Source organism: Pseudoalteromonas prydzensis (assembly GCF_001661495.1).
Classification (GTDB): domain Bacteria; phylum Pseudomonadota; class Gammaproteobacteria; order Enterobacterales; family Alteromonadaceae; genus Pseudoalteromonas; species Pseudoalteromonas prydzensis.
The window spans coordinates 553,300-576,847 of record NZ_BDDT01000002.1 but is presented as its reverse complement, the minus strand read 5'-3'; the positions used below and the strand labels follow the sequence as shown (position 1 = coordinate 576,847).

The following is a 23,548-nucleotide window of genomic DNA, read 5'->3' as shown; positions in this document are numbered from 1 at the left end:
TTTTTATATTATTAGCTGGGAAGGTTTGTTATTTTTTTCTGCTCTAACATTTCTTTCCAGTGCATGATCTCTGGCGGCAGAATTGGCGCAACACCATCAAAGTTAACCGCCTCTAACATTTCTTCGACACTGACCACACCACGCTTACGTTTAAATACGCCTCTTACATACGCAATCGCATGTAAACCACGCGCAGAGTGAAATTTTTGCTCAATATAAAAATACTTATGATCCCAACCAACTAAGCGAGTGCTGATAGTGTAACGCTGCATGGGCTTAATATCTCGGATATAGGTAATGGCAGTGGCATTCACAATAGGAAACCAACGCTTTTTCATGATGGTATTAAGCAGCCCAACGCGCTCAGTCATCCATGTACGCGCTAAATCCATCATTGCTAAGTAACGTGAATTGGTCAGATGCAAATTAATATCACAATCACTAGGCAGTGCTTTGTATTCTATGTCTACTGTCTCTAACAATGATTGGTAATCACGGTTACGTTTGATTTTAAAAAACAATAATAAAAGGCGAAAATATAAGTTCACAATAAAGGTCTTACCAGTTAACAATTGACCAAGTGTAGCATAGCGTATTGCATTGGAGAATATTCTGCTCTAATCTCACGGTTCATAATCATAAAAAGTAGCAACAATAATGAATAAAGTGATTTTCTCTGTTGGGTTTTTACTACTGCTATGCTGCAACAGTGCGTGGGCTGACTTTAACTACCCAGGAACAGGCACCATAAGCTACCCAACAGGGGCTGAGAAACCATTTAAGTTTGGCTTTAATTGGCAACAAGCTGATGAGCAATTTACCATTGGTAGCAAAACATACTCAATGGCGTTACCAGAATCGTATTCCATCGCGATAACGCTTGCCAAAGATGACCAACAAGTGTGGGTGCAAGAGTTTAATAATGGCTTTTTTGAGGGCTTTATTTGGCAAATTGGTGAACACACCATCAAACTAGAAAAGCGCCAATTTAAAGAACCCGTGAAAGGAAATTATGTTATTAGCCTTGATAATAAAGACTACTTTTTTGCCCGCAATAACATCAGCATTATCATTAAGTTTAACCCTGACGGTAATGGTATTGATAACATTGCCATCGATGGCGTTACGAAAGACATGGGCACCAAACAGTAGCCCATGCTTTAATGTTTATCAGTAAGTTAAACCTTTACTGTTTTGCGATTAATGCCATAGTCGCGAAGCTTGTTCGCCACGGCAGTATGACTTAAGCCTAACCGCTTAGCTAACTGCCGAGAGCTTGGATACGCAGGATAGAGCTTTCGCAGTAAAGTCGCTTCAAAGCGTTTTACCGCTTGATCTAACGACCCTTCAAAATCAGATTCTAAATAACCTAAATCATGAGTAAAGGTAGGTAATTGTAAATGCTCAACGCGCAGCTCATTATCATCTAATAATGATACAGCACGATAAATTGCATTTTCTAACTGACGAACATTACCAGGCCACGGATATTCTTGCAGAAAAGACAAACACTCAGCTGATAGTTCCGGAATAGCATGACCATTTTGCTGCGCATATTTTTGAATGAAGTGCTCAGCTAATGGGCCAACATCTGCTTTTCTATCTCGTAAAGGAGCGATTTCCAATGTGAGTACATTAATACGGTAGTATAAATCTTCTCTAAAAACGCCCTCTTGTACCATTGCCGGCAAGTCTTTTTGTGTTGCAGCAATGATCCGCACATTCACTTTTACTTCGTTTTCATCGCCAACTTTACGAAATGTACCGTCTTGCAAAAAGCGTAGTAACTTAGTTTGTAGCTGGGTAGACATCTCGCCTACTTCATCTAAAAATACCGTGCCACCATCTGCTTGCTCAAGCACACCGCGTTTTGGCGCAGCATTTTCTTCATAGCCAGCGTAACCAAATAACTCAGATTCAGCGACATCATCAGGTAATGACGCACACGATAACGCAATGAACGGTTTTACCGAACGGTTAGACGCATAATGACACGCACGCGCTAATAACTCTTTACCAGTGCCGGTTTCACCAGTTATTAAAATGGGCGCTTCAAGTTGTGCCATTTTTCGCGCTTCACGTACCACACGACGCATCGCAGTACTGAAGTTATGAATGGTTGCAAAGCTTTCTTGTCCGTAACGGCGAAACGCACTGACTTGCTGACCTAAACGGCTTTGTGATTTGATATTGATCACCGCACCAGCGAGTACATCACCTTCATTTCCTTGTGGCACTGCAATTGGCAATATGTCAGCAATAAAATCTTCACCCGCAACTTCTACTCGGGTTGTTTGCCCTAATACTTCTTTACTCTCTAACCAACGCGTAAAATTAAAGCCTTTGAGTAGATTATTAATGTTTGCGCCAATTACTTCTTTTTCGCTCAACTGCAAGTCTTTACACGCAGCATCATTACATAATCTCACCCAGCCTTTGGCATCAATTGAGATCACCCCATCTGGTAGCGCACGCAATAATGTATTGAGCTCATTATGCTCACGTTCAGAAGGTAAAAAAGCTGTGGTACGTACATCCTGCACACCATCAATTAACCGAATTGAAGGCATGATTTTTTGAAATTGCTCAAATTCAATCGGTGGAAAACTCACATACATACGACAGTTTACAGAATCTACTTCAATACCTTTAAGATCAACTTGGTAGTTTACTAAAATATTGAGTATTTCTTGTGCAATACCAATACGATCTGCACAATGGATATCTAAACGCATTACACCCTCAAGAAAGAGAAAACCTATATGTCGCGAATAATACGCGAACTCCACTATTGAGGATAGTCTATTGTAAAGATTTTTGGACAAATGAAATAACAGTGTCAATAAATACCTCTATTTGCTGCACAGTGGCTATAGTTTAGTATGAATAATGAAAGGAAAACTCAAATACTTGGCTAGTATATTTTAGACAAAAAAATAAGTATAATGAAAAAGAACTAACAAATGTAACCGATATGATAATGAGACCTACTTGAAAATCAAAAAACATATACTTTTTTCTGTTATCTTAGTCCTAGTTATCGTCGGCTGTAAGGTCGAAGACCCTTATGATGCGGGAGATACACAAGCTCAGAAAGATGAAACCCAACAGCGGGATGATTATTTACAACAAACCTTTAATGGCGCCATTACAATAACTGATGAGCAAGGAAACCCGGTTGCTGCGATCACAGTTGATTTTGCAGGAAAATCGTATCAAACAGATATTAATGGTCAAATAAACTACTCAGCTATCACGATTGGTAACCATCGCTTATTGATCAATGATGGCAATTACTTTCCTATCACGGCGACGATTAGTGTTATTAGCAATAACAACCCCCAAAAGCTCAGCTTAGTGACTAAAACGAGCAATGCTGCCAGCTTACTTTTTGCTGGTGACACCATGTTTGCACGCCGCTTTTTAGACCCTTCGCTGGCGACCATGACAGCCAATATTCCCGATGTTGAAGGCGCACTTATTCGCCCAGCGACTGCCAGTGAAAACGCCCAAGCCTTAACCCAGTTTGTTGCCCCTTTTTTTAAAGCCGCAGACTTCTCATCGGTCAACTTAGAAACTCCAATTACAAGTAGTCCTGAAGCAGCGCACCCAACCAAAGAATTTAGCTTTTTCTCACTGCCTGAGACCCTTGATGGCATAAAGGCTATCGGTATTGATTATGTGGCGCTTGGTAATAACCATGTTTACGATTTTTTAGAAGATGGTTTAGACGATACTTTAATTGAAGTAACCAGTGCTGGGATTGCACACAGTGGCGCAGGAAAAACTATAGCAAGTGCTTATCAACCTGAATATATGAACGTAGCAACGCTAAAATTAGCGCTCTTTTCAGCAACTTCTATCACAGGTAAAGAACACCAAATTAGCTATGTTACTGATGCAACTAAAGGCGGCGCCGCTGATTTAACCGAAACAGAATTAGTGACTAATTACCTAAATGAGGCTGCGCAAAATAGTGATTATGTAATAGCTCAAATGCACGGTGGTGATGAATATACTTATGAGCCAAGTGGATACATAAAAGGCCGTTTCAATGCTTTATCCAACCAGCAAACCAATTTGCTTATTGCACACCACCCTCATATTGCCCAAGGATTTGCCTCGTTTAACGGCGTGCCCGCTATTTTAGGCCTAGGAAACTTTGTATTTGATCAAGACCGTTTAGAAACATTACTCGGAGTCGCGGTATTAGTTAGTGTAGATAAAGATGCAACCCCAATGACCACCCGTGCATTCGCTTACCCTATCTATGTTGAAGGTTACCAGCCTAAATTTATCAATGGCTTTTTAAGTGATTACTTGTTACGCCGCCTAGGTGAATTTTCCGATGACAACATCACGCTGATCCCACGTAATGGCTATGCTGATGTGTTTTTCAATAAAAACCAAGCCACCGTCAGCGAACATACTGAAACTATTACCATTCCCCCGGAGCAAACCATTATTGATTTACGTAACTTTGCGCCATCAACAAACGCATTTTTATCTAAAATAGAAATCGTTGACGGTAATGCTAATGACATAACATTAGGCCGTGATTTAATGATCTTCGGAGACTTCGAAGATTGGGATAACGATGACGAGCAATTAGAAGTGGCACGTTGGGATCATACTGGCGACAGTGTTACACCCTGTATTAGCAAAGCACGCTCAGGCCAACAAGCACTATGCTCCGCGCGTAGTCAATTCGATAACACGCCATCGCTTATCCCATTTAGACAAACTATTCGCGCCATGGAATTGCCTAACGATGCTGGCTCGATTGATGTATTTAAAGACTTCAGCTTATTTGGTTATAGTAAAGCTGACAATGCTGGCAAGCTGGATGTAAAAATGGTGTATACCACCGCCGAAGGTGGCTTTGAGTTCTCAAGCCAACTTATAGATATTCAGCCAGCAGGCAGCCACGATTGGCAAACACTAAGCTATGATTTTTCATTGCCTTCTGATGAACTCACCTTAGGACCTGATCAATTACCTCCACGGGGTATCAAAGTTACTTTTCGTCATTTTCCGCCTAGCAGCGGCGAAGCCAGTTTAGCACTGGATGATTTAGCTATGATCTCATGGCAGCAAAAAGTCACCTTAACAGAGTCTATTTGGCGTACAGAGAAACTCCATGGCTTTGATTTTCTACGTTTAAATTCAGTGTCTCCTACTACACTTAAACTAACGTACAGCACTTATAACTAACCGTATTTTTTTGGAGCTTACAGTGGCTTTTAATCAGCAGTTTTTTTTACTAAAGCGACAACGTACTTTTTGGTTAATTATTTTATTATTTATCATAGTAATAATTGCAAATGCAGGCTCTTTTTTTAACTCTGCAGATGCATTTTTTTACAGTCGTTTAGCAAATTTGAGTCAAAGTCAGCAAAGTAATGTTGTGATCATCGAAAGTGATCATCTCAGCAAAGAGCACCATGAATTAGTACAACAACTGTTGAGCTATCAGCCTAAAGCCGTGCTCGTTTTTGCCAATGAGCAGTTAAACGCCACTTCAGCCAGCAGTGCTATCGCCGGCGATAATGTATTTTATCCTCACCCTAAGAACAGCTATTGTCTACCACCAATTAACGATTGGTCAGGGTATAACGTAGAGCTTGCAGCGATGACTGACAGCCAATGTCAGGCTATTTGGCCTGTTGTATTTTCTCATATTGATAGTAGTAAAAAAGTGTTACTTAATTTTGCATTATCCCCTGCTGCGTTACCAAAATTTTCTGCGTCTCGGTTGATGGCAATGGATCTGATGGCGAGTCAATTGCAAAACAAGATCATTATTGTTGGCCAGCACAATGTCGGTTTGGGCGTAAAACTTAATGCGCCGAAATTGCAACAAAGCACGGATTATTTATTATTAGCAGCCTATATTGCTGACACCCTTGATAAACAAAACAGCGTGATCACTCTCAATATATGGCAAAGTACATTGTTATTACTGAGCATTACTTTGCTACTGTTATTTGCATTTCAAAAATTATCAATTAGTTACAGTATCGTGCTGGCAGCTTTGACTGGTATTGGTTGGTTTGTATTAGGTTATTTTGTATTAATTTGGCAACAGTTATTTTTACCTGTTGGTCAAATGACCATTTTTACCTTCATCACTTTATTATGGCTTGTCTTGGTTAGGAAACTCAATGAAGACGGCGAACTTATCAGCCTGATCGGTAATATTCAGCAAAAAATGGCTGGCCGCTATTTACCAAAGTCATTTATCGCTCAACGTTCACCTTGGGATGCCATTATTCGTTTAGTTACTCAGCAACTCGCGTTGAACAAATCGATTTTTTTAGCCCGCAAAGAAGGCGAACATAGACTCACTGAAATAAGGGCCGTAAATTGTCAACTCAGTGATATTAAAGAAATGCGCCGCGACTACAAACGAGCGCCTTACTCTGATGCATTGAAAGAGTTTGGCGTAGTACCTATTAACAGGTCATTTTTTACTGAACTCAGTGATGGTGAATTACAGTATATTGTGCCACTCATCTATGCAGGTGATGTAAGAGGTTTTTGGGCGATGACGGTTATTCCGGATAGTCAATTTAACCAACAAGCATTTGAACGTAATGTAAATGCCTTTGCAGGACAGGTAGGAGAGCTACTGTTTCACTATCGAATTTATGAAGCACAAAGCACTGCCAATGCCAGTGTGTTATCACAACTACTGACATTAAAGTTACAAGAACCTTTGAGTCAACAAGTCAAAACATCAATATCTGAAATGGAACAAAAACTCACTACCTTAGAGCATGTATTTAATAACATTCGCTCTGCAACTGTGTTATTTAATTTATTTGGTCAAGTGGTACAAATAAATCAATCTTTAGAAAAGTTAGCCGCAATGCATCAGTTTTCTATTTTTGATATGACCGCACTCGATTTACTTTGCTTAGTTAGCGATTTAGATATAGAAGCTGCTAAAGGAAAATTGCGTTTTATTACCTTACAAAAAGGTGACATCTACCTGCAAGCCAAGCTTGATAATAAAACTTACATCCTCAATGTACGAGCGCTGAACTCAAGCCAAGTTCAAAGTGCCTCTGGCGAACCTTTTCAAGTGTCAGGTATTTTATTTGAATTTATAGATATTGCATTTTTCATTGAGCAAATGCCTAACAGCAAACAACTCTGTGATTCATTATGTGAGCAACAGCAATTTTATGCAGATAATTTGATGGAGCCATCCAACTAGTGGGCGACTTTATCTTACAGTTATTCCCAGCCGGTGGCGGCTTAGGTCAGTCAGTTATCACCACGGTATGGATCGGTATTGCCGTGGTGTGTTTGTTGAATTTACGCTTTGGCTTCCCACTTACCGGGCTTGTAGTACCTGGTTATTTAGTGCCATTACTCATAGTAAGCCCAACTTCTGCCGCCGTTATCTTAATTGAGGCTGTGGTGGTCTACACAATAATGCTGTTTTGCGCCAAATATATCATGGAAAAGTTTGGTTATGCCGAAATGTTTGGTCGAGATAGGTTTTTTGCCATCATTCTGATCAGTATCTTAGTACGCGTAATTATGGACACTTTATTCTGGCCGTTAATTGCCAATATCCTCAGTGGCTGGGATATAACCTTTGATTACTCATCGCAACTATATTCTTTAGGTTTAGTGATCATTGCCCTAACCGCTAATGTAATGTGGAATGGTGGCTTTAAATATGGCATGAAAGTAACGATTGTGCAGTTGCTTATCACCTTCCTACTGGTTCGCTTTGTGCTAATGCCAACGACAAATTTTAGTATCGCCAATTTAGCGATTATGTATGAAGCAGTTGCCGCATCGATTATAGCAGCACCCAAAGCCTACATTATTTTAGTGATCACCGCTTTTATTGCTTCGCGCGCCAATATTAAATATGGCTGGGAGTTTAATGGCATCATGCTTCCTGCGTTATTAGCCTTGCAGCTAATGCAGCCAACTAAACTGCTCACTTCATTTGCAGAAACAGCGATAATTTTGATCATTGGCGCTTCATTATTAAACTTCACACGACTACGTAATGCCAATATTGAAGGGGCACGATTGCTGCTGTTTTTTTTCAACATAGGCTTTATTTATAAGTTATTTTTAAATTACTTTGTAGTGCACTACTACCCTGAAATAAAAGTCACTGATACGTTTGCCTTTGGTTATATGCTATCGACCTTGCTAGCGCTGAAAATATACCAAAAAAGTGCATTAGGCTTAGTGATCCGTGCCACCTTTCAAACCTCTATTGTCGGAGGCGCACTGGCAATTGTGATCGGCTTTATCATTATGTTTATTCCGTCTTTATTTGTCACAACCGACATTAAAGAGCTACAAAACACAGCTAAAGTAAACGCTCTTGGCCAGCAAATCAGTGAGTATAAGAGTTACCTTCATACCAATAATAAAGGCCAGATTGACATCAGTAGCTATCAGGCAAGCCAAGCTAAAAATCACTTTAAACAAGCAATTTACCAACTTAACAAAGCACCTGACTCACTGGAAAACCTGCAATTATACACGCAACGCTTAGCAAAACTCGACTTCCAATTGCAATATGATGAACACTATATTTATATACGCGATGCTCGTAAAAAATCTCAACGAGGGCTCTTTATTGTTGCCCGAAAACCAACCACTGAGTTTATTGTTACCGTACCATTTCCAACCTCTGAAAGTTTAGCGAGTGATTCGGCGGGGCTTATTTTTACCCATTTTAACAGCCGAGCGCTGGTATTTGGCACCAGCGCAACACCCAATACAGAATTAACTCATAATAATGAGCAAAGCCCCTATTACTTAGCTTTTATTGAAGCGATGGGAGGTAATCAGTTATTTCAAATACGTGAAGTTAATAACCGCACTAGCCGTTTATTAGCAAAAACCAGTATCGGTGCCACCAGCCAATATTGGATTTACAACCAATTACCAAGCTCCTTAAGCCAACGTTTGATCCAACAATTACTAGGTCATCAAGACACCTTTTTTGGTCAAGCTACCAGCAGCTCTTTACCCGCGGCCACATTCAATGGGCAACTCTTTGAGGCGTTTTTGGATAGTGATAATTACACTACCCTATTAGCGAATGTATCTCGAGAGCAAAATAACGATGAGAGAAATGTAATTAGTAAATCAACACAAAGTCTTAATGAGGTTGTCAGTTTATTTTCGCAAAATATTACCGCTAAAGGCAGTGGCAATTATCAACCATTAACAATTAGTCAAACCGCGTTGTGGGAATTTGAAATACTAAAACCTCTGTATCGATTAAAAGCGACGATAACAGAGCAAACGGTTGATAGCGACATACTCAACCAATTAAACCAAGTTAATGCTACGGCCAAACTAATGGGTTACGAACTGACGTTATTAACCAATTCACAAGGTCGATTCTTACTAATAGCACCGGATTTAGATGGGCCAGCGATAAATTATGGACAAGGTTTTTATGTTATCAACCTAAACCAGAGTACCCAGCTCAACATTGAAGTTCCTCGGCCATTATTTGAAAGTAATACTTTAAAGTTTGCCACGGAGTTGTTTATTAATAGCAATGCGGAACACCTATTAATAGCTGGAGCTCATCCTTATGCGCACCCACAGGCAAATGTGTTATCGCCTAACAATGTTGATTCATTATTTAACGTGGTACATCAAAGCTATTTACGCTTTAGCCAAAACCAAAACATTATGAACTTACAGATCCGCAGTCACAGCGCCCCTTCTTGGATAAGACCCAGTGCGCTTGCCTTCGAGTTTACGCAATCAAATAACAAGCACCAATTATTACTGGACACTTTGCGTAATAGCTTACAAAACTTAGCGGTTGATTTCCAAATCGTAAGTGGTCAAACCGCAACAAGAGGACTTGAACTGGGTACTTCAGCGCAATCAGGCTATCAACTATTTGCTCCACACAGTGAATTGGCAACCTTGTGGCTTGCCTCTGATTTTAAGCAGCAGTTTTCAGTTAACCAACAAAGCTTATTACAGCGTTTGCTGGCTATTTCAGCCAAACCGACACTTAGAGTAATGAATATCACTACATTGTCGCCTGCCGAATGGCAAGAGTTAAGTCCGCAGCAACAAAGCCATTTTGCAAAATCGATTGAGCATTACGCCAGCTCACAACGTTTAACTGCACTGGCGCAACTTTGTAAACCATTCACTGACTGTACGTTACAGACAGTCGTGTTTGAAGGACGCCAAGAATATGCGTTGGCAATTCGACAACACAATAAACTATTAGCAATTTTTAATCCGATCACTAATCGACTCACTGACCAAAACCGTTTTAACACTATGATGATTGAGGGCTCGAATGCAATTTATTAAACGACTCTTAAAATTACTCATTTTGCTGGCACTGGTTTTTGGATTAGCTTTTGCTGCCTTTAGCTTTTATTTGTGGGTAAAATCGGCTGAGCCTATTACCAACCGTTCGGATCAAGAAACCCGCTCTAATGTACAATGGTTAAGCACTGAACAACCATTAATATTTTCGTTCTCTCCCTCTAGGACGCATGCAATTCGAGTGTTATCAAACGCCATTTTTGCTGAGCCTTTAGCGCTAGACAAACCCATTAATTATGCCATTGAATACAACTTCTTAGATGAGCAAAAACAAGTGATAAGCAGTCATATCTATCATCATGCGTCAAAATTAACACCTACCGATAATGAGCTGCAAATAAAGCAAATTATTGAAGACCGCCAAGCTTTGTTGGTCTCATCTGGGCAGTCTTTTTATCTAGATCAAAGGCAATTAAATAACGTCGCGAGCGTATCATTAAAACTCATTCCCGAAGATACACAAGTAATGGGTGTTGTGGTCAGAGTCCATGCTAAAACCCTTAACAATAATAATGATAGATACAGTGCTTGGCTGAAATTACCACTGGAGCGCAGAGAACGAAGTAGTGCCTATCATACCGTTGGCGTTAACGCTTTATCCACTACCGAAATAAATAATGCTGTTACTTATTCATGGCTAAAGCTGGCTCCGCAAGGGATCCCGGGGATCGACTTTAAGGCCGATATTTTATACGAAACACTGCCTTACAATGTTGTTACGTATGATTTTTCACAGCAACAGCTGAATTTAAATGACTATTACACCGATGCGACATTATGCGCGAGCATCGTCCTCGAGCAGCCAGATTCGCTTACTTTTAGTCTCAATAGTGAAACAAAAATCAACCTTACTTGGTACGATTTAAGCCAGTTTATTGCGCCGCGGGCGGTCAGTTATAAAGCAACAACACAGCCACTGAGTTTTATCACAGAGCAATTAGACAGTGGTTTAGTAACTATCTGCAGTAGCGAACCACTATTAAGTAATTGGTCTTTTAGTTCACAGCAACCGATGCTTACAACACAAGACGGCTATTATCAAATAAGTGAGCTTTTAACTGCTCGCTACACAATTGAAGCTAATAGCGATATCAATATCGACCTCAGATCCGCAAGTAGAGGACATGCCAACGTGATTGTTTTTGATCACGATAACCAACCAATTGACACCTTTAGCATTGCTTATAACGATGAAATATCAGGCTTTGACCGTGTTATTTTAGATTCCACACAACGTGAGAAAGTACCTAAAGCTAATCACTTTTATTTACGTGTTAATGAACGCGCAAGCGCATTAGAAATTGCCACACTGCAACCATCGCTCGTACGGGTTAAATCTCGAAATAGTCAATTTAACTATCAACGTACGTTATGCCATACTGTGTGTTTAGAAAGCTCTGACTTTTATGATATTGCAGCCTGGTATGAACAACAAGCCGATAACCATTATGCGTTCACCGAGCAAGGCAGTTATATCAATCTTAGGGTGTTTCAAGAACCACCTGAGGTGTTAATTGAAGACACCTTCTATCAGTCTCGAGAACTATTTAAACAATTGCCAATTTCCAACGTCGCTTTGGTGAATAGTCCTGCAAAATACTTTACGCCAAGTACTGAGCCAAGCCCTTTTAATTATGCACCACTGACTAAAACACAATTAGTCCAGATGGCTGCCAATGCACCAAGCACAACACCAGCCAGTGTGGTTTATCAATTAAATACTCATTCTGCCAAAGAAATTACTCTAAAAGAGGCTGAGCTTGAACAACTAGCAATTATTGAAGACAGCGCACAAAAAATATATCAAAACTGGCAAGGGCAACGCCCGTGGATAAAGCAACGTTTATACGAACTTACCGCCAATAGACCGCTGCAATTAACATATCCAACACTGCGACCACACAGTATCGTATTGAAAGCATATAGCCATGATGCTGATCAGCCGATTATTATCGATGTTACACAAAACGCTAAATACCATGGCGGTTTAACCCATGAATACAGTATTGCTAATAAACGCTTGCAACTACAGCCAAGCACTTTAAGCGAAGCGTTTTTAATTCATCCTAAAGACAGTCTGTTATTTGCTTATCCAGCCATCACTCAACAAATTAATGCTGATACTCGCGCACTAAATAGTGTCACCTTCACCAGTAATAAGACCGTGTGGATAGCTATATTAGAAGAATATGCCAATGAAGAAGTAAAAATAAGGTGGTGGAACGATGATGCCTTATAAATCCCTATTTGCGTTCATTTTAGTGTCGCTCACCGGCCAAGCTACTCATGCTCAGCAAGTGAATAGCAATGAGGCTTATACAGCCACAAAAAATCAACTTGCACAGTGGTTGCACGTACAAAAAAGCTTAGCGCAAAGTAATGACTTAGTGTCATCTTTAACACTTACAGACAAAAATAACCTAATCGTTGCTGGTGAAATACACTATCAACCGAGCGGTAAACAGTGCATTGCCTACGCACCACATCGCTTTTATGACAAACACACGTATGCTATTGCATTAGCATTACTGGGTGACTGTCAGGTTTTTTTGGCAAATACTGTACACCGTCATACAAGTACTCATGATGGACAAAAAAGTGATCTTGGCAAGTACCGCTATAGTGTTACTAATGCCTTTATTGAAACCTATGCAAGTATGGTTGAGCGTGTAATGATTTATCAAATTCATGGCTTCGATGCAAAAAAACGCCACACTCAACAAGCGCGCAGCAGTGATGTCATTATTAGTCAAGGGAGTAAGCCTGCAACCGCCCAATTGCAGCGCATAAGCCAATGTTTAACGCAGAAGTTAAAGTTAACCAGCAGGGTATATCCGTTAGAAGTCACCGAGCTTGGTGGCACAAAAAATATTTTAAACCAAATAGCACTAAAAAACAGTGAGTTTTTTCATATTGAGTTGAGTTACACCTTACGGACACAACTTGTGCAACAGCCTAATTTAATGAGTCAGTTCAAAACATGCATTACGCTATAATTGCTTTTATATTCAGTTTATTAGTTACGCTTAGCCCAACGAGTTTAGCCAGTAATGATAACATTTTAAGCTCACCACGTTGGCTTAACCTCACGCCGCAAATTCACTTGGCTGAAGTTCAGCAAGCACGGTATTTTGAAGCGAAACAAACTCAGTACCTTTGGCTTGCCAAAGGACAGTGGCTCGAACTTGACAGCAATACGTTTAATTCATTTATTTATAGCTCAGGAACAAGTCACCTTGCGCAACAAAGGCTCTATGTTAATCGCGATTTTATTTGCGAAAAATCAACCTGCCAATTACCAAGTGCACCCTACAACCGTATTTTAAAGATCACCAATCACCTTGATGAAGGCGCAACTTTAGCGGCACTTGTTGGCGAAGTAAATCGCCATCGCGATAGCTTTCGCCGTGCAATTAAGCTACCAAGAACAGCGACGCGCTTACAATACGGTCAAAACGTTGAGCACTATTATCACTTTAAAGCGGGAGAGACTGTAAAACTGTACTTCCCAGATGCCAAAAAATTAAAGTTATCGGTGCGTAAAGATCTACTCAATAAAGACAGCAACGGCAAAGTATATGCGTATATTGATGACCAACCCGCCAGCATTATTGGTGTTATTGCGAGCCGTGCTAGCGAGTATCAGAGCCTACAAGTGGGTCTTGCAAATGCTGATTATTTAGCGATCGGCAAAGGTGAATACCTAACGATAAGAAGCGAAACTAATGCTTTCATTAAACTCGAGCAGAGTCACAGAGCCATTTATGATGATCAAGCTATGGACAAGCTACAAGAGCGCTTATTTCAACCTTATTGGGTCAACAACCTAGATAACACACTAAAACAGATTTACCTACAGCACGATTTATCACCACTGATCAGTGAGGCTTATTTACAAGGCGATTTACTTGCACAACGGCGTTATCAAGATTTGTTGAAAACTATTTCAGCCAGTGATTTTCTCACCCCGAATACACACGACAAAGTAACTATTAATAGTCATTTTAAGCACTTTGATAGCTTAGCCGGTCTGCGCTTAGTCGACGATATAAGCTACCCAGTGCTATCAGAAGAATACGCACAAGTTCATACTTTAGCGAAGCAGCAACATCACTTCTCGCTTAATACCAAGCAACGGGTAAGAACAACCATTACCCTGCATGCTCGTAGTGATGTTGATACACAACTATTAGTCACTAGCGGTAATTTAGAATGGCACTTAACCTTACGAAAAAGCGAAAACTTCGCTGCTTTTGAGTTACAGGTGCCGTTAACAAGCACTCAATTAAGCATTCAAAACCTACAACAGCAACGCCAGACGATAGAATATGCACTGCAAAGTGATCAACTTTTAGCGTTGCCTAATAATGAGCTGCTTTATGCCCAAGCGGGTACTTTAAAAGAAACCAGCACAGTTATTGATACTCTTGTCGATCAGCAAATTAATCAAATCGGTAATGAGTTTATTGATTCATTAATGCCGTATAACCCACAGCAAGAAATTGTGCAGCTCAGTACAACAGACACAATGCACTGGCAACATCAACTTGGTGAAGCCGAATACTTAATGACTGAAAGCCCACTAAAAGCACTGCAGATAGTAAAAAAATTAGTGAATGTGTCAAACACAGATATTGCCATTAAAGCGTGGCAGCTACGAGTTAAAATATTAGACGTTCAAGGACGTGCAGCACTTGCAAAAAGCTACCTTGAAGGGCTGTATAAAAGCACTCAAAACATAGCGATTAAACGCTATGCTGGTAATGCGCTGTTATTACAATATCAAGCATTACAGCAAGACTATAAATTGCAAGGTTTATGCGCAAATGCGTTACAACTACTCGCGCCTTGTCGCAATATTATGATTTCGCTTGCTATCAAACAGCAAAAAAACTTACTCGCATTATGGTTAAGCCATGATTTATCAAATACTGCCACATTACACACTAGCTTTGCCCAATTAAACTGGCGGAACTATAGCCAAACAATACTACAACAACCTGAATATGAAATTGAGCATGCAGGTATTCAAACACTCGTCAGCCCAACGGGTAGATTATCTGCAATGGCTGTAAATAAAAGCCAAACTTTAACGTTTAAAGCAGCCTCGCAGCCTTTAACCATTGTGCTTAGAGCACGCAGTACCAGCGTACAAAATGGTCAATATAAAATGACTTGGTTATTTGCAAAGCAAGGGAAACAACAAAGCCTGCTGCCAATTTTTTCTGATATTAGCTCCACAAATAGTTTACTCAATGATGCTCAACCATTATCCATTGCCAGTGATGCAGTACTTACCTTAAAAGCCGGTGAATCAGTGAGTTTACATAGCAATCAACAAACATATATTAGTTACCAAGTACTAAGGCAATCGCAAGCTGAGACTTACAATTATCAAAATATGGCTAGCTCTTATTATTGGCAAACTCCCTTTATGGATCTTTTGTATGACGCTAATATCAGTATGCAGGATTTATTAAATAACACGCTGTTCAAATTAGCCAATAAAACACTGACTCTTAATGAGTACACGCAAGTATTAGCAAAGGTAAATGAACTGAGTTTACCGACACAACTTGAGTCATTATTTTCTCGGGTGCAAAGTTATGGTGAATGGGCTCCACTGGATAGCTATTTAGATTTTGCTGGCACACAGCTCATTATCGTTGATGCGCAGGCGCAAACCAGTTATAGCGATCAGTTAGTGAGCGCCAGTACCCAACAAGGCTATCTGCAAGGGTTGGTAATTCGGCCACACCATCAGTTACACCTTGATTTAAGCAAAACTCGCTCGCAACAAATTCGTTTAAACTTTAACTTTTCGGTGGCAGAGCTGTCACAAGGTAACATTGCAAATGTGGCAATTAAGTTAGGAGCAACAGAAAAAGTCTGGTCCGTACAACCGGGAAAAATAAACTCGTTTGGCTTTAGTAAAACCGAGCTTACCGATAACCTTGTTTCATTACTGTGGCTTAACCCCTACTTATCGCAGGTGGTTACGCTCACAGCGCAAGAGTATCGTAATAATCGCTGGTATGACTTACCACTGACCAATAACTTATTGTTTTATACTGTTCTGCCTGATCACCATTTAGTCGCGCAATTACCTGCAGACAGATTGGTTAAACTCGAACAAATGCTCGCAAGTAAGGAGCCTGGTAGTTTTGAGCAACGAGTTGAACGCAGCTTTTTTCACCCAGCAGGTAAAGTTGAAGTCAGCACCGATAAGATAAAACACGTTAGGTTATATACCTGGCAGCTGAGTGACAGCAACAATAAAGTATCTAGTTTCCACAGCGAGCAGCGCCCTCCTGTAGAGGCCGCAGTATACCAACTGCCGCAGCAGGTTACAGCACTGCAACCAAGTACAGCTCAATTTCACCCAGAAGACCTTAGTTGGCAAGCATTTATAAACTATGACCGCCGCGGTATTTTTGAATCAAGTGAAGCAATTCCCACAAGACATAGTGTTGATATTGGCGCACGATTTCGCTTAACAGATGATGAAAATTGGTATCGTCTTGATCTCACCTATTCCCTGAGCGAGCAAGACAATGAGCTACTCTCAGTTGACGCTTATCATTCATGGCAAGATCACGATACCCCTTGGTATGTCGACAGCGCTCTACAAACAACTTGGCAACCAAGCCAAGCAGGCAATGACAGTCAGTATGCGTTAAATACATATGTGCAAGTTGGTCAGATCTGGCGAATTGATGAAAGCCATCGACATCAATGGCAAATAAGTCCGTTTTACAGCTACAGCAGTGCTGATATTGAAGACTTTTTATTTGACTCTAAACTCAATTCAGATATTTATAATTTCTATCGCGAAGATCATCCTTCAGGCTGGCGCGGGGAATACCAATATCGCTATCAGCCTTGGGTTGATAGCTATTTTAACTTCCTCGCCGGTAGCACCTCAAATGCCGATTGGACTAGCTTCGACATGTTACGTTTTGGTGCGTCTTGGAATCAATATTATCAAGGTCATATATTCCAAGCTGGCATAACCAGTTATTATAAATTTGCTGACGAGGACCGCCCTATTAGTACTTGGCAATATATCAGTAGTATTGGCTGGCGAAAACAGCTGCACCTTGGCAACTTCTCACAAGGTTGGATCAAATTGCGTTGGGATCAAGACTGGTTTAGAAATGACCATAACGTTAGCTTAGAGTTTTCTACCGGCAACTTAGCCGAAACTGGTTTTGCTGTTTTTTCCCACGACGAAATAATTTTTGAGTCACTCCAACTCAATCACTTTTTAGAGCAGAATTAATATGGCAAACGCAAAGAAAGCAACGATCCAAAGTAAGCTAAAAAACCGCTTAGAGCATTTATTGTTTGCTGATATTGCCAACTTTTGGCTGGATCTCTATCGTCAAAAATATCGTCAATTAGTGGATGACTTAGCGCAGTGGGAGTTGCTGCAAAATATGCCCGATGGCGAAGATCAAGATATCTGGCTATTAGGCCAGGCAATCGCATTCTTACGTCATCAAGTAGAAAATAAACAGCACAGTTTACAAAAGCTAGATGCGAGTTATCAGCTATTTATTGAAAGACTTAGCCACGCTGAAATAAGCGCTGAACGTGAGTTTCACATTTTAGATTATGCTCAACAACTCGGCGCTAACGCGGAGCAATTGCGCCAAGATAAGCTTGCCTTTAATCGTTGGTTTGACGAGGGAGCCGTGATCAACCGCTACCAAGATGCAGTGGCCGATATTGAACAAACACTTAAGTTTTTAATTGGTAAGCTTGGTGATTTAAGTAACCGTTATTTAAAAAAATCAGCTAAGAACATCACAAAAGCGTGGCAAACTCTTAATTTAGAAAACTTCTTTTTACAGTTATTAGCAAAAACTGAGAGCGAGCATGTAAGAAATGCCTTATATCGTGCGCTCGCAAACCAAGTGCAACTGATCCATAACCATAATAGTGATCCTGAGCTTAATGCTAATTTAATTGAAACCTTAGTGCTTGCATTAGAGCATAGCACTACTCCCCATTTAGCCCGTTTAGATATCTTAGAGATTTTGATCCACCAACGGCCAACCTACATTCGCGCCTTTATGCAGCAGTTGATTTATCAAACAGATAATTGCCAACTCAACCAGCAACAGCGATTATTTATATTAGCAGCCCTACCAAAAATTTTGATAAGCCAAACTAAGCTTACGCAATTTTGTGAAAAGCTATTAATGCTGCTAGCCGAACACAGTTATCCGCGTGTCAGACAAAGTGTTATAGAACAAGCAAATAACTTTTCGGTAATTTTTTTACAGCAACTACTTACTGAACGATTAAAAATAGAAACTATTGATGCGGTACGTTTTACCTTAGTTAAACAACTCAGTAACCCTCGCCTTAATCGTGATAACTTTGCATTCGAATTATGGTGGCAACTGCTCAAAGGCGATGAAAGTATCGCAATAAAACGCTTAGCACTAGAGCTCTGTGCTCGTATGATGCTTAATCAGCAGCTAGAAACGACTGAGCCAGATACTGTATTTATTACCTATATCAACTGCCTTAATGAACGATTAAGCTGTGAGCCTCAGCTTGCTATTCGTCGCTTTATAAGCCGTACCAGAGAACAACTTGTTTCATTTCAGCATCAAAATGTCATGGCGCAGTTAGAGCAAACATTGCCCAGCACAGCGACTATATCGCAGTTTAATAATGACTTGGATGAAGAACTACTAGGTCGCTTATTAAGTCGCAAAGCTCAACAAAGTGAAGGTTACAATGTTAGTAAAGACAAACTAACTTGGCAGATCCGCAGTGGTTATCACTATGCCTTTCGCACTTGGCGCTTTCTTCATGAATGGCGCAATCCAAGTACTGACAAACGGCAAAGCTTCAATCATAGCAAAGCACGCAAGCCTTCGGCCTTTATGCATGTGCCAAGCTGTTCTGTTGCAGAGATCAGTGCCACTAATGTGCCCGGCGAACCGCTATTCGATAGTGATGAATACTCAGCACGTCCGCATTTACCACTGCCTGACTTTTTACTCAGTGTACTAAGCCAAGATAATTTAAAGCAGCCCGCAAAAACCTATACACCAGATGGTATTTTATTAGTTACGCCACCAAAGTCATTAGTACAACGTATAAAGAGCTACTTTTGGTTAACCATCAATATTGATAGTTTAGATGCCCTACGTAAAGGCAATGAGATTGAGCAAAACAATTATCTAGAAGCCCTTAGCAAGCACGGTTTCAATTTTCAGTTTAAAGCCTATGGCGAACAACTCGGCTGCGCATTTGCTGTAGAGCCTGGCATCAGTAAACTGTTTAATAAGCTCAGTGTTTCGCCGTTACTAGTCAGTGTTTGGCTAAACTTTAAAGAATATCTTTACTCCATCTATCAAAATAGTATTGGTCAGTTGATCTTCTTTGTGGCTGGTTTTATGGTTTACTTTTGGGGTCGTCACATTCGTGTTAGTCAGCGCATTAAAACAGACCGCCGCGCCATTCCTGTTAGCATTGGCGGCTGGGGCACGCGAGGAAAATCCGGCACAGAGCGTCTCAAAGCCGCTTTGTTCAGTAGTCTTGCACTTAAAGTAATAACAAAAACAACAGGCTGCGAAGCAACACTGATTTATGCACGCTCCAATGGCGAGCAATTTGAAGTGCCATTATTTAGGCCATTTGATAAAGCAAGTATTTGGGAACAAAGTGATGTACTGCATTTTGCAAAAAATGTAAAAGCAGATGTATTTCTTTGGGAATGTATGGGATTGACACCTCGTTACGTGAAAATACTCAGGCAATGGATGCAAGATAACTTTTCGACTATTACGAATGCTTATCCGGATCATGAAGATATTTTAGGGCCAACAGGCTTTGATGTAGCCAAAGAAATGGCTAACTTTATTGCCCCAAATAGTCAGGTTTTTACCAGTGAACAAACCATGTTCCCTATTTTGGATAAGGATGCAGTACAAAAAAACAGTACCTTAATTCAATCGCATTGGGGGGAAGGCTATCAGATAACACCTGATATAAAAGCGCTTTACCCTTATGAAGAGCACCCAGATAACATAGCATTGGTGTGTAAAATGGCGGCCCATATCGGTTTAGGCAAAGATTTTGTGTTTAAAGAAACCTCGCAGCGTATTGTACCTGACATTGGTGTGCTACAGCATTTTAGTGCAGCCCCATTTACCGATTTTAACATGTCGTTTGTTAACAGTATGTCCGCCAATGAACGTTTAGCAACGATTGAAAATTGGCGACGGTTAGATTTATTCAGCCTTAGCAATGATCCAAATAAGCAAACAATTGCTTTGATCAATAATCGCAATGACCGCGTGGCACGCTCAAAGGTATTCGCTCATATTCTCGCTGAAGATTTACCATTTGATAAGATGGTTGTGATTGGTACCAATGTCGATGGTTTTTATAGCTATTACTTGCAGGCATTTAGTGAGCGTTTCCAGCGTATTATTACTAATGACGATTTACAAGAGCTGGAGTTGTTGTGCACCCAGTTGCACTGTATTAAAACGACCGATGTGCTGACTACTATCATAAGTGCCGCACTTGGGCGTCAATGCACTGAAAGTGAATTTACTGCTCTCGTAAATACTGCGCAATTTACTAGCTGGTTAAATGAACATGCCAGCACACTCAATACACAGCAACAAGCAAGTTTGCTGGATATTTTTAATCACTACTTAAGCTATCAGCAAATTAAACCTTTATTGGGCGAGCTGCAAAACAACCAACAACAGCTAGAAAAGATTTTACTCCAATTAGTGAAAAGTAAATGCATATTAATCACCAACCCTAAAGTTACTCCGGACCAGTTAACTCTAAAATTGGCTTCACTCGCTAGACCGAACAGCCATCAAGTTATTATCGGGATGCAAAATATAAAAGGAGCGGGTTTAGGTTATGTGTATAGTTGGCAGCAATGGCAAAAAATCCACGACAGTGTTAATACCTTATTAGATAACAACTGTTCAGCTAGCCTGTTTAAGAAAACCTTAACGCGCTTATCATTGATCAACAGCTTTAGCCATCTTGAACATGCCTATTTAAACACTGCATTATTAGAGATCAAAAAAATGCACCATGCCCAAAATGAGCTGAGTCAAGCCGAACTAGTACATATTAGTGAGCGGTTGAATAAACATTTGCATCATGGCGATGGGCAAGCCGATGGTAAGCAACAAGGTCCACTCGCACGGTTTGCTATTCAAGTTGCCGAGTCTTTCTTAGACGCAGGTGCCGCAGTAAAGCGTAAAAAGATTGCCAACCAAGTGTATAAAGATATCGCTGCGCAGCGTATTACACTTGAGAAAGCCATTAGTGTTTTAGGTAAGCTCAACCGCAATCAAAAACCAGGGTGGTTAACATTTTCAAATAAAGATAAGCGCTGATTTTTATCACTACTAGAACCTGTAAAGCCTTAATTACTAGGCTTTACAGGCCATCCTAAACAAATGTATTAACACCAATTCTGCAGTTATAACTCAACTAAAATAAATTGAAATTATTTTAAAAAATAATTAAGCAGCCAAGTTGCTGTTTACCAATAAGTTGTTTTTAAAATAAGAACAAATCCCACAATTATTGCAAAAACAGTCATGTTCAACATTTGACCGAAAGGCAACGAACACAGTACAATAGTACCATAAATTGTTAAATTAAATGTTAACAAAAACAAATTAAACCTTTTGGTAGGAGAGATAAATGAAAAATTCATTCTTTAAGCTTGCAACATTACCTTTAATAATTGCGTCTGGCTTTGCGGCAGCATCAACAAACTTAGTAACAAATGGCTCTTTTGAAAATACTCCAACAGTGACACATCACTCTGGCCAATGGCAGCTTTTTAACAATATTACAGGTTGGCAACGTAGTAACCATGCCCAGTTTGAAATCCAAACAAACAAATTAGGCCTGATCACTGCACAGCATGGCTCACAATATATAGAGCTAGATTCAACGGCTAATTATAGTGTGATGCAATTACTTGATACTGAAGTAGGTAACAGCTACGAAATCAGCTTTTACTATTCACCACGTGTAGATGGTGATTCAACAACCAATAAAGCAGATGTTTACTGGAATGGTGAGTTATTAGCTAACTTAAACGCAACGACTCGCGGTTGGCAGAAGTTTACTTTCCCTGTAAAAGCCAGCTCAACGTCAACAGAACTTAAGTTCGTTGGTACCGGTAAGTCAGATAGCTTAGGTGCTTTTATTGATGACGTTAAAGTAACTGCTAAGTGTGCATCAGGCTTATACGGCATCAATAACTTTGGTTCAAATGAAGATGGCATTGTTTATCATTTTGATACACAAACAAACAGCTATTCGACGGTTGCAGGTTTAAGTAATACAGCGTCAAATATTGCGTCAAGCAATGGCGTGCTTTACTTGATGGAACAATTAGATGCAAGTACAAATGAATCGCAAATTCTGTCATTCAACCTTGCTGATAACCAACAAGCTTTAGTCACAGCAACTAACTCATACCCTATCTACCGCTCTGTAATGAGTGCTGATGGCACTAAGCTTCGTGCAACAAGCAAAACCTATATGTATGATTTTGATATAGCAACAGGCGATAAAACAGTATTAGGCAAGTTAACTTTCCCTGGCGACTCATTTGCTGATGGTGATATTGCCTACTCTGCTGATAACAACGTACTATACGTACTTACTGGAAAAGCGCTTTATACAATTGATGAAGGCTCAATGGAGCTAACTAAAATTGGGGAGCATAATGTTGCCCAAGCATCAGGTATTGCAATCGCAGCTGACGGCACAATCTATGTATCAGGACGCGTTAAAGGCGAGAATGCTAAAATTTACATGTTAGATCAAAATACTGCAGCAGCAACATTCGTAATGGATGGCCCTTCACATGTTAATGATTTAACCTTCGTTGATAGTAACTACTGTAACTAATCATTCAGTTAGATAAGCGTTATTGAATAGCCGAGTAAATTATTACTCGGCTTTTTTAGCTTGGATCACGCTGACTTTTATGAACCTAACTATGCCCAATTATATTTTAGGTATTACTTTAAGCTGATTTATAGCGAAATGATTTTCCCTGGTAGCCCCGTAGTCCCTTACGCTGACTATTAGTCACTGTTTTAAAACCAGAGTAAAGTGAACTATCGCAAGCACTTCCCCTGAACATAAGGTGTATGTATACTTAGCC

Annotated in this window: 11 protein-coding genes; 9 read left to right on the top strand and 2 right to left on the bottom strand. The window is 40.1% G+C overall.

Annotation, left to right across the window (positions count from 1 at the left end; genetic code table 11):
- Positions 1-11: 11 nt before the first annotated feature.
- On the bottom strand, positions 12-548 hold the full coding sequence (locus A7968_RS06900) for a thioesterase family protein (RefSeq protein WP_064665825.1): 537 nt from the start codon (positions 546-548) through the stop codon (positions 12-14).
- Between the two features lie 109 nt (positions 549-657).
- Between A7968_RS06900 and A7968_RS06895 the strand changes: the two genes are divergently transcribed.
- Entirely contained in the window at positions 658-1,152 is a 495-nt protein-coding gene (locus tag A7968_RS06895) for a hypothetical protein (protein WP_064665824.1), read from the top strand.
- Positions 1,153-1,178: 26 nt separating this feature from the next.
- On the opposite strand, the gene tyrR is transcribed toward A7968_RS06895, so the two are convergent.
- Positions 1,179-2,735, bottom strand: coding sequence for a transcriptional regulator TyrR (tyrR, locus tag A7968_RS06890; protein WP_064665823.1), 1,557 nt, complete (start codon positions 2,733-2,735; stop codon positions 1,179-1,181).
- Between the two features lie 256 nt (positions 2,736-2,991).
- On the opposite strand from tyrR, the gene A7968_RS06885 reads away from it, so the two are divergent.
- From A7968_RS06885 to A7968_RS06850, 8 genes are all read left to right on the top strand, one after another.
- The gene (locus tag A7968_RS06885) at positions 2,992-5,214 is read left to right on the top strand and encodes a CapA family protein (protein ID WP_227008893.1); all 2,223 of its coding nucleotides are present in this window, start codon (positions 2,992-2,994) and stop codon (positions 5,212-5,214) included.
- A gap of 22 nt (positions 5,215-5,236) precedes the next feature.
- Positions 5,237-7,222: a hypothetical protein gene (locus A7968_RS06880; RefSeq protein ID WP_064665822.1), complete on the top strand. Its 1,986-nt coding sequence runs from the start codon at positions 5,237-5,239 to the stop codon at positions 7,220-7,222.
- On the top strand, positions 7,222-10,338 hold the full coding sequence (locus tag A7968_RS06875; RefSeq protein WP_064665821.1) for a poly-gamma-glutamate biosynthesis protein PgsC/CapC: 3,117 nt from the start codon (positions 7,222-7,224) through the stop codon (positions 10,336-10,338). The genes A7968_RS06880 and A7968_RS06875 overlap by 1 nt, the downstream gene beginning before the upstream one ends.
- Positions 10,325-12,595: a hypothetical protein gene (locus A7968_RS06870; protein ID WP_064665820.1), complete on the top strand. Its 2,271-nt coding sequence runs from the start codon at positions 10,325-10,327 to the stop codon at positions 12,593-12,595. The genes A7968_RS06875 and A7968_RS06870 overlap by 14 nt, the downstream gene beginning before the upstream one ends.
- The gene (locus tag A7968_RS06865; RefSeq protein ID WP_064665819.1) at positions 12,582-13,352 is read left to right on the top strand and encodes a hypothetical protein; all 771 of its coding nucleotides are present in this window, start codon (positions 12,582-12,584) and stop codon (positions 13,350-13,352) included. The genes A7968_RS06870 and A7968_RS06865 overlap by 14 nt, the downstream gene beginning before the upstream one ends.
- Positions 13,337-17,638 (top strand): hypothetical protein, encoded by a 4,302-nt coding sequence (locus tag A7968_RS06860; RefSeq protein WP_064665818.1) that lies wholly within the window; start codon positions 13,337-13,339, stop codon positions 17,636-17,638. The genes A7968_RS06865 and A7968_RS06860 overlap by 16 nt, the downstream gene beginning before the upstream one ends.
- Before the next feature lies 1 nt (position 17,639).
- On the top strand, positions 17,640-21,752 hold the full coding sequence (locus A7968_RS06855; protein WP_064665817.1) for a hypothetical protein: 4,113 nt from the start codon (positions 17,640-17,642) through the stop codon (positions 21,750-21,752).
- A 313-nt stretch (positions 21,753-22,065) separates the two neighbouring features.
- Positions 22,066-23,289 carry a DUF642 domain-containing protein gene (locus tag A7968_RS06850; RefSeq protein ID WP_064665816.1) on the top strand — a complete coding sequence of 408 codons (1,224 nt, stop codon included), beginning with the start codon at positions 22,066-22,068 and terminating at the stop codon, positions 23,287-23,289.
- The last annotated feature ends 259 nt before the right edge of the window (positions 23,290-23,548 follow it).

Coding starts and splice junctions, on each gene's coding strand:
- A7968_RS06895 (WP_064665824.1), top strand. CDS start 658: ATGAATAAAGTGATTTTCTCTGTTGGGTTTTTACTACTGCTATGCTGC.
- tyrR (WP_064665823.1), bottom strand. CDS start 2,735: ATGCGTTTAGATATCCATTGTGCAGATCGTATTGGTATTGCACAAGAA.
- A7968_RS06870 (WP_064665820.1), top strand. CDS start 10,325: ATGCAATTTATTAAACGACTCTTAAAATTACTCATTTTGCTGGCACTG.
- A7968_RS06865 (WP_064665819.1), top strand. CDS start 12,582: ATGATGCCTTATAAATCCCTATTTGCGTTCATTTTAGTGTCGCTCACC.
- A7968_RS06860 (WP_064665818.1), top strand. CDS start 13,337: ATGCATTACGCTATAATTGCTTTTATATTCAGTTTATTAGTTACGCTT.
- A7968_RS06855 (WP_064665817.1), top strand. CDS start 17,640: ATGGCAAACGCAAAGAAAGCAACGATCCAAAGTAAGCTAAAAAACCGC.
- A7968_RS06850 (WP_064665816.1), top strand. CDS start 22,066: ATGAAAAATTCATTCTTTAAGCTTGCAACATTACCTTTAATAATTGCG.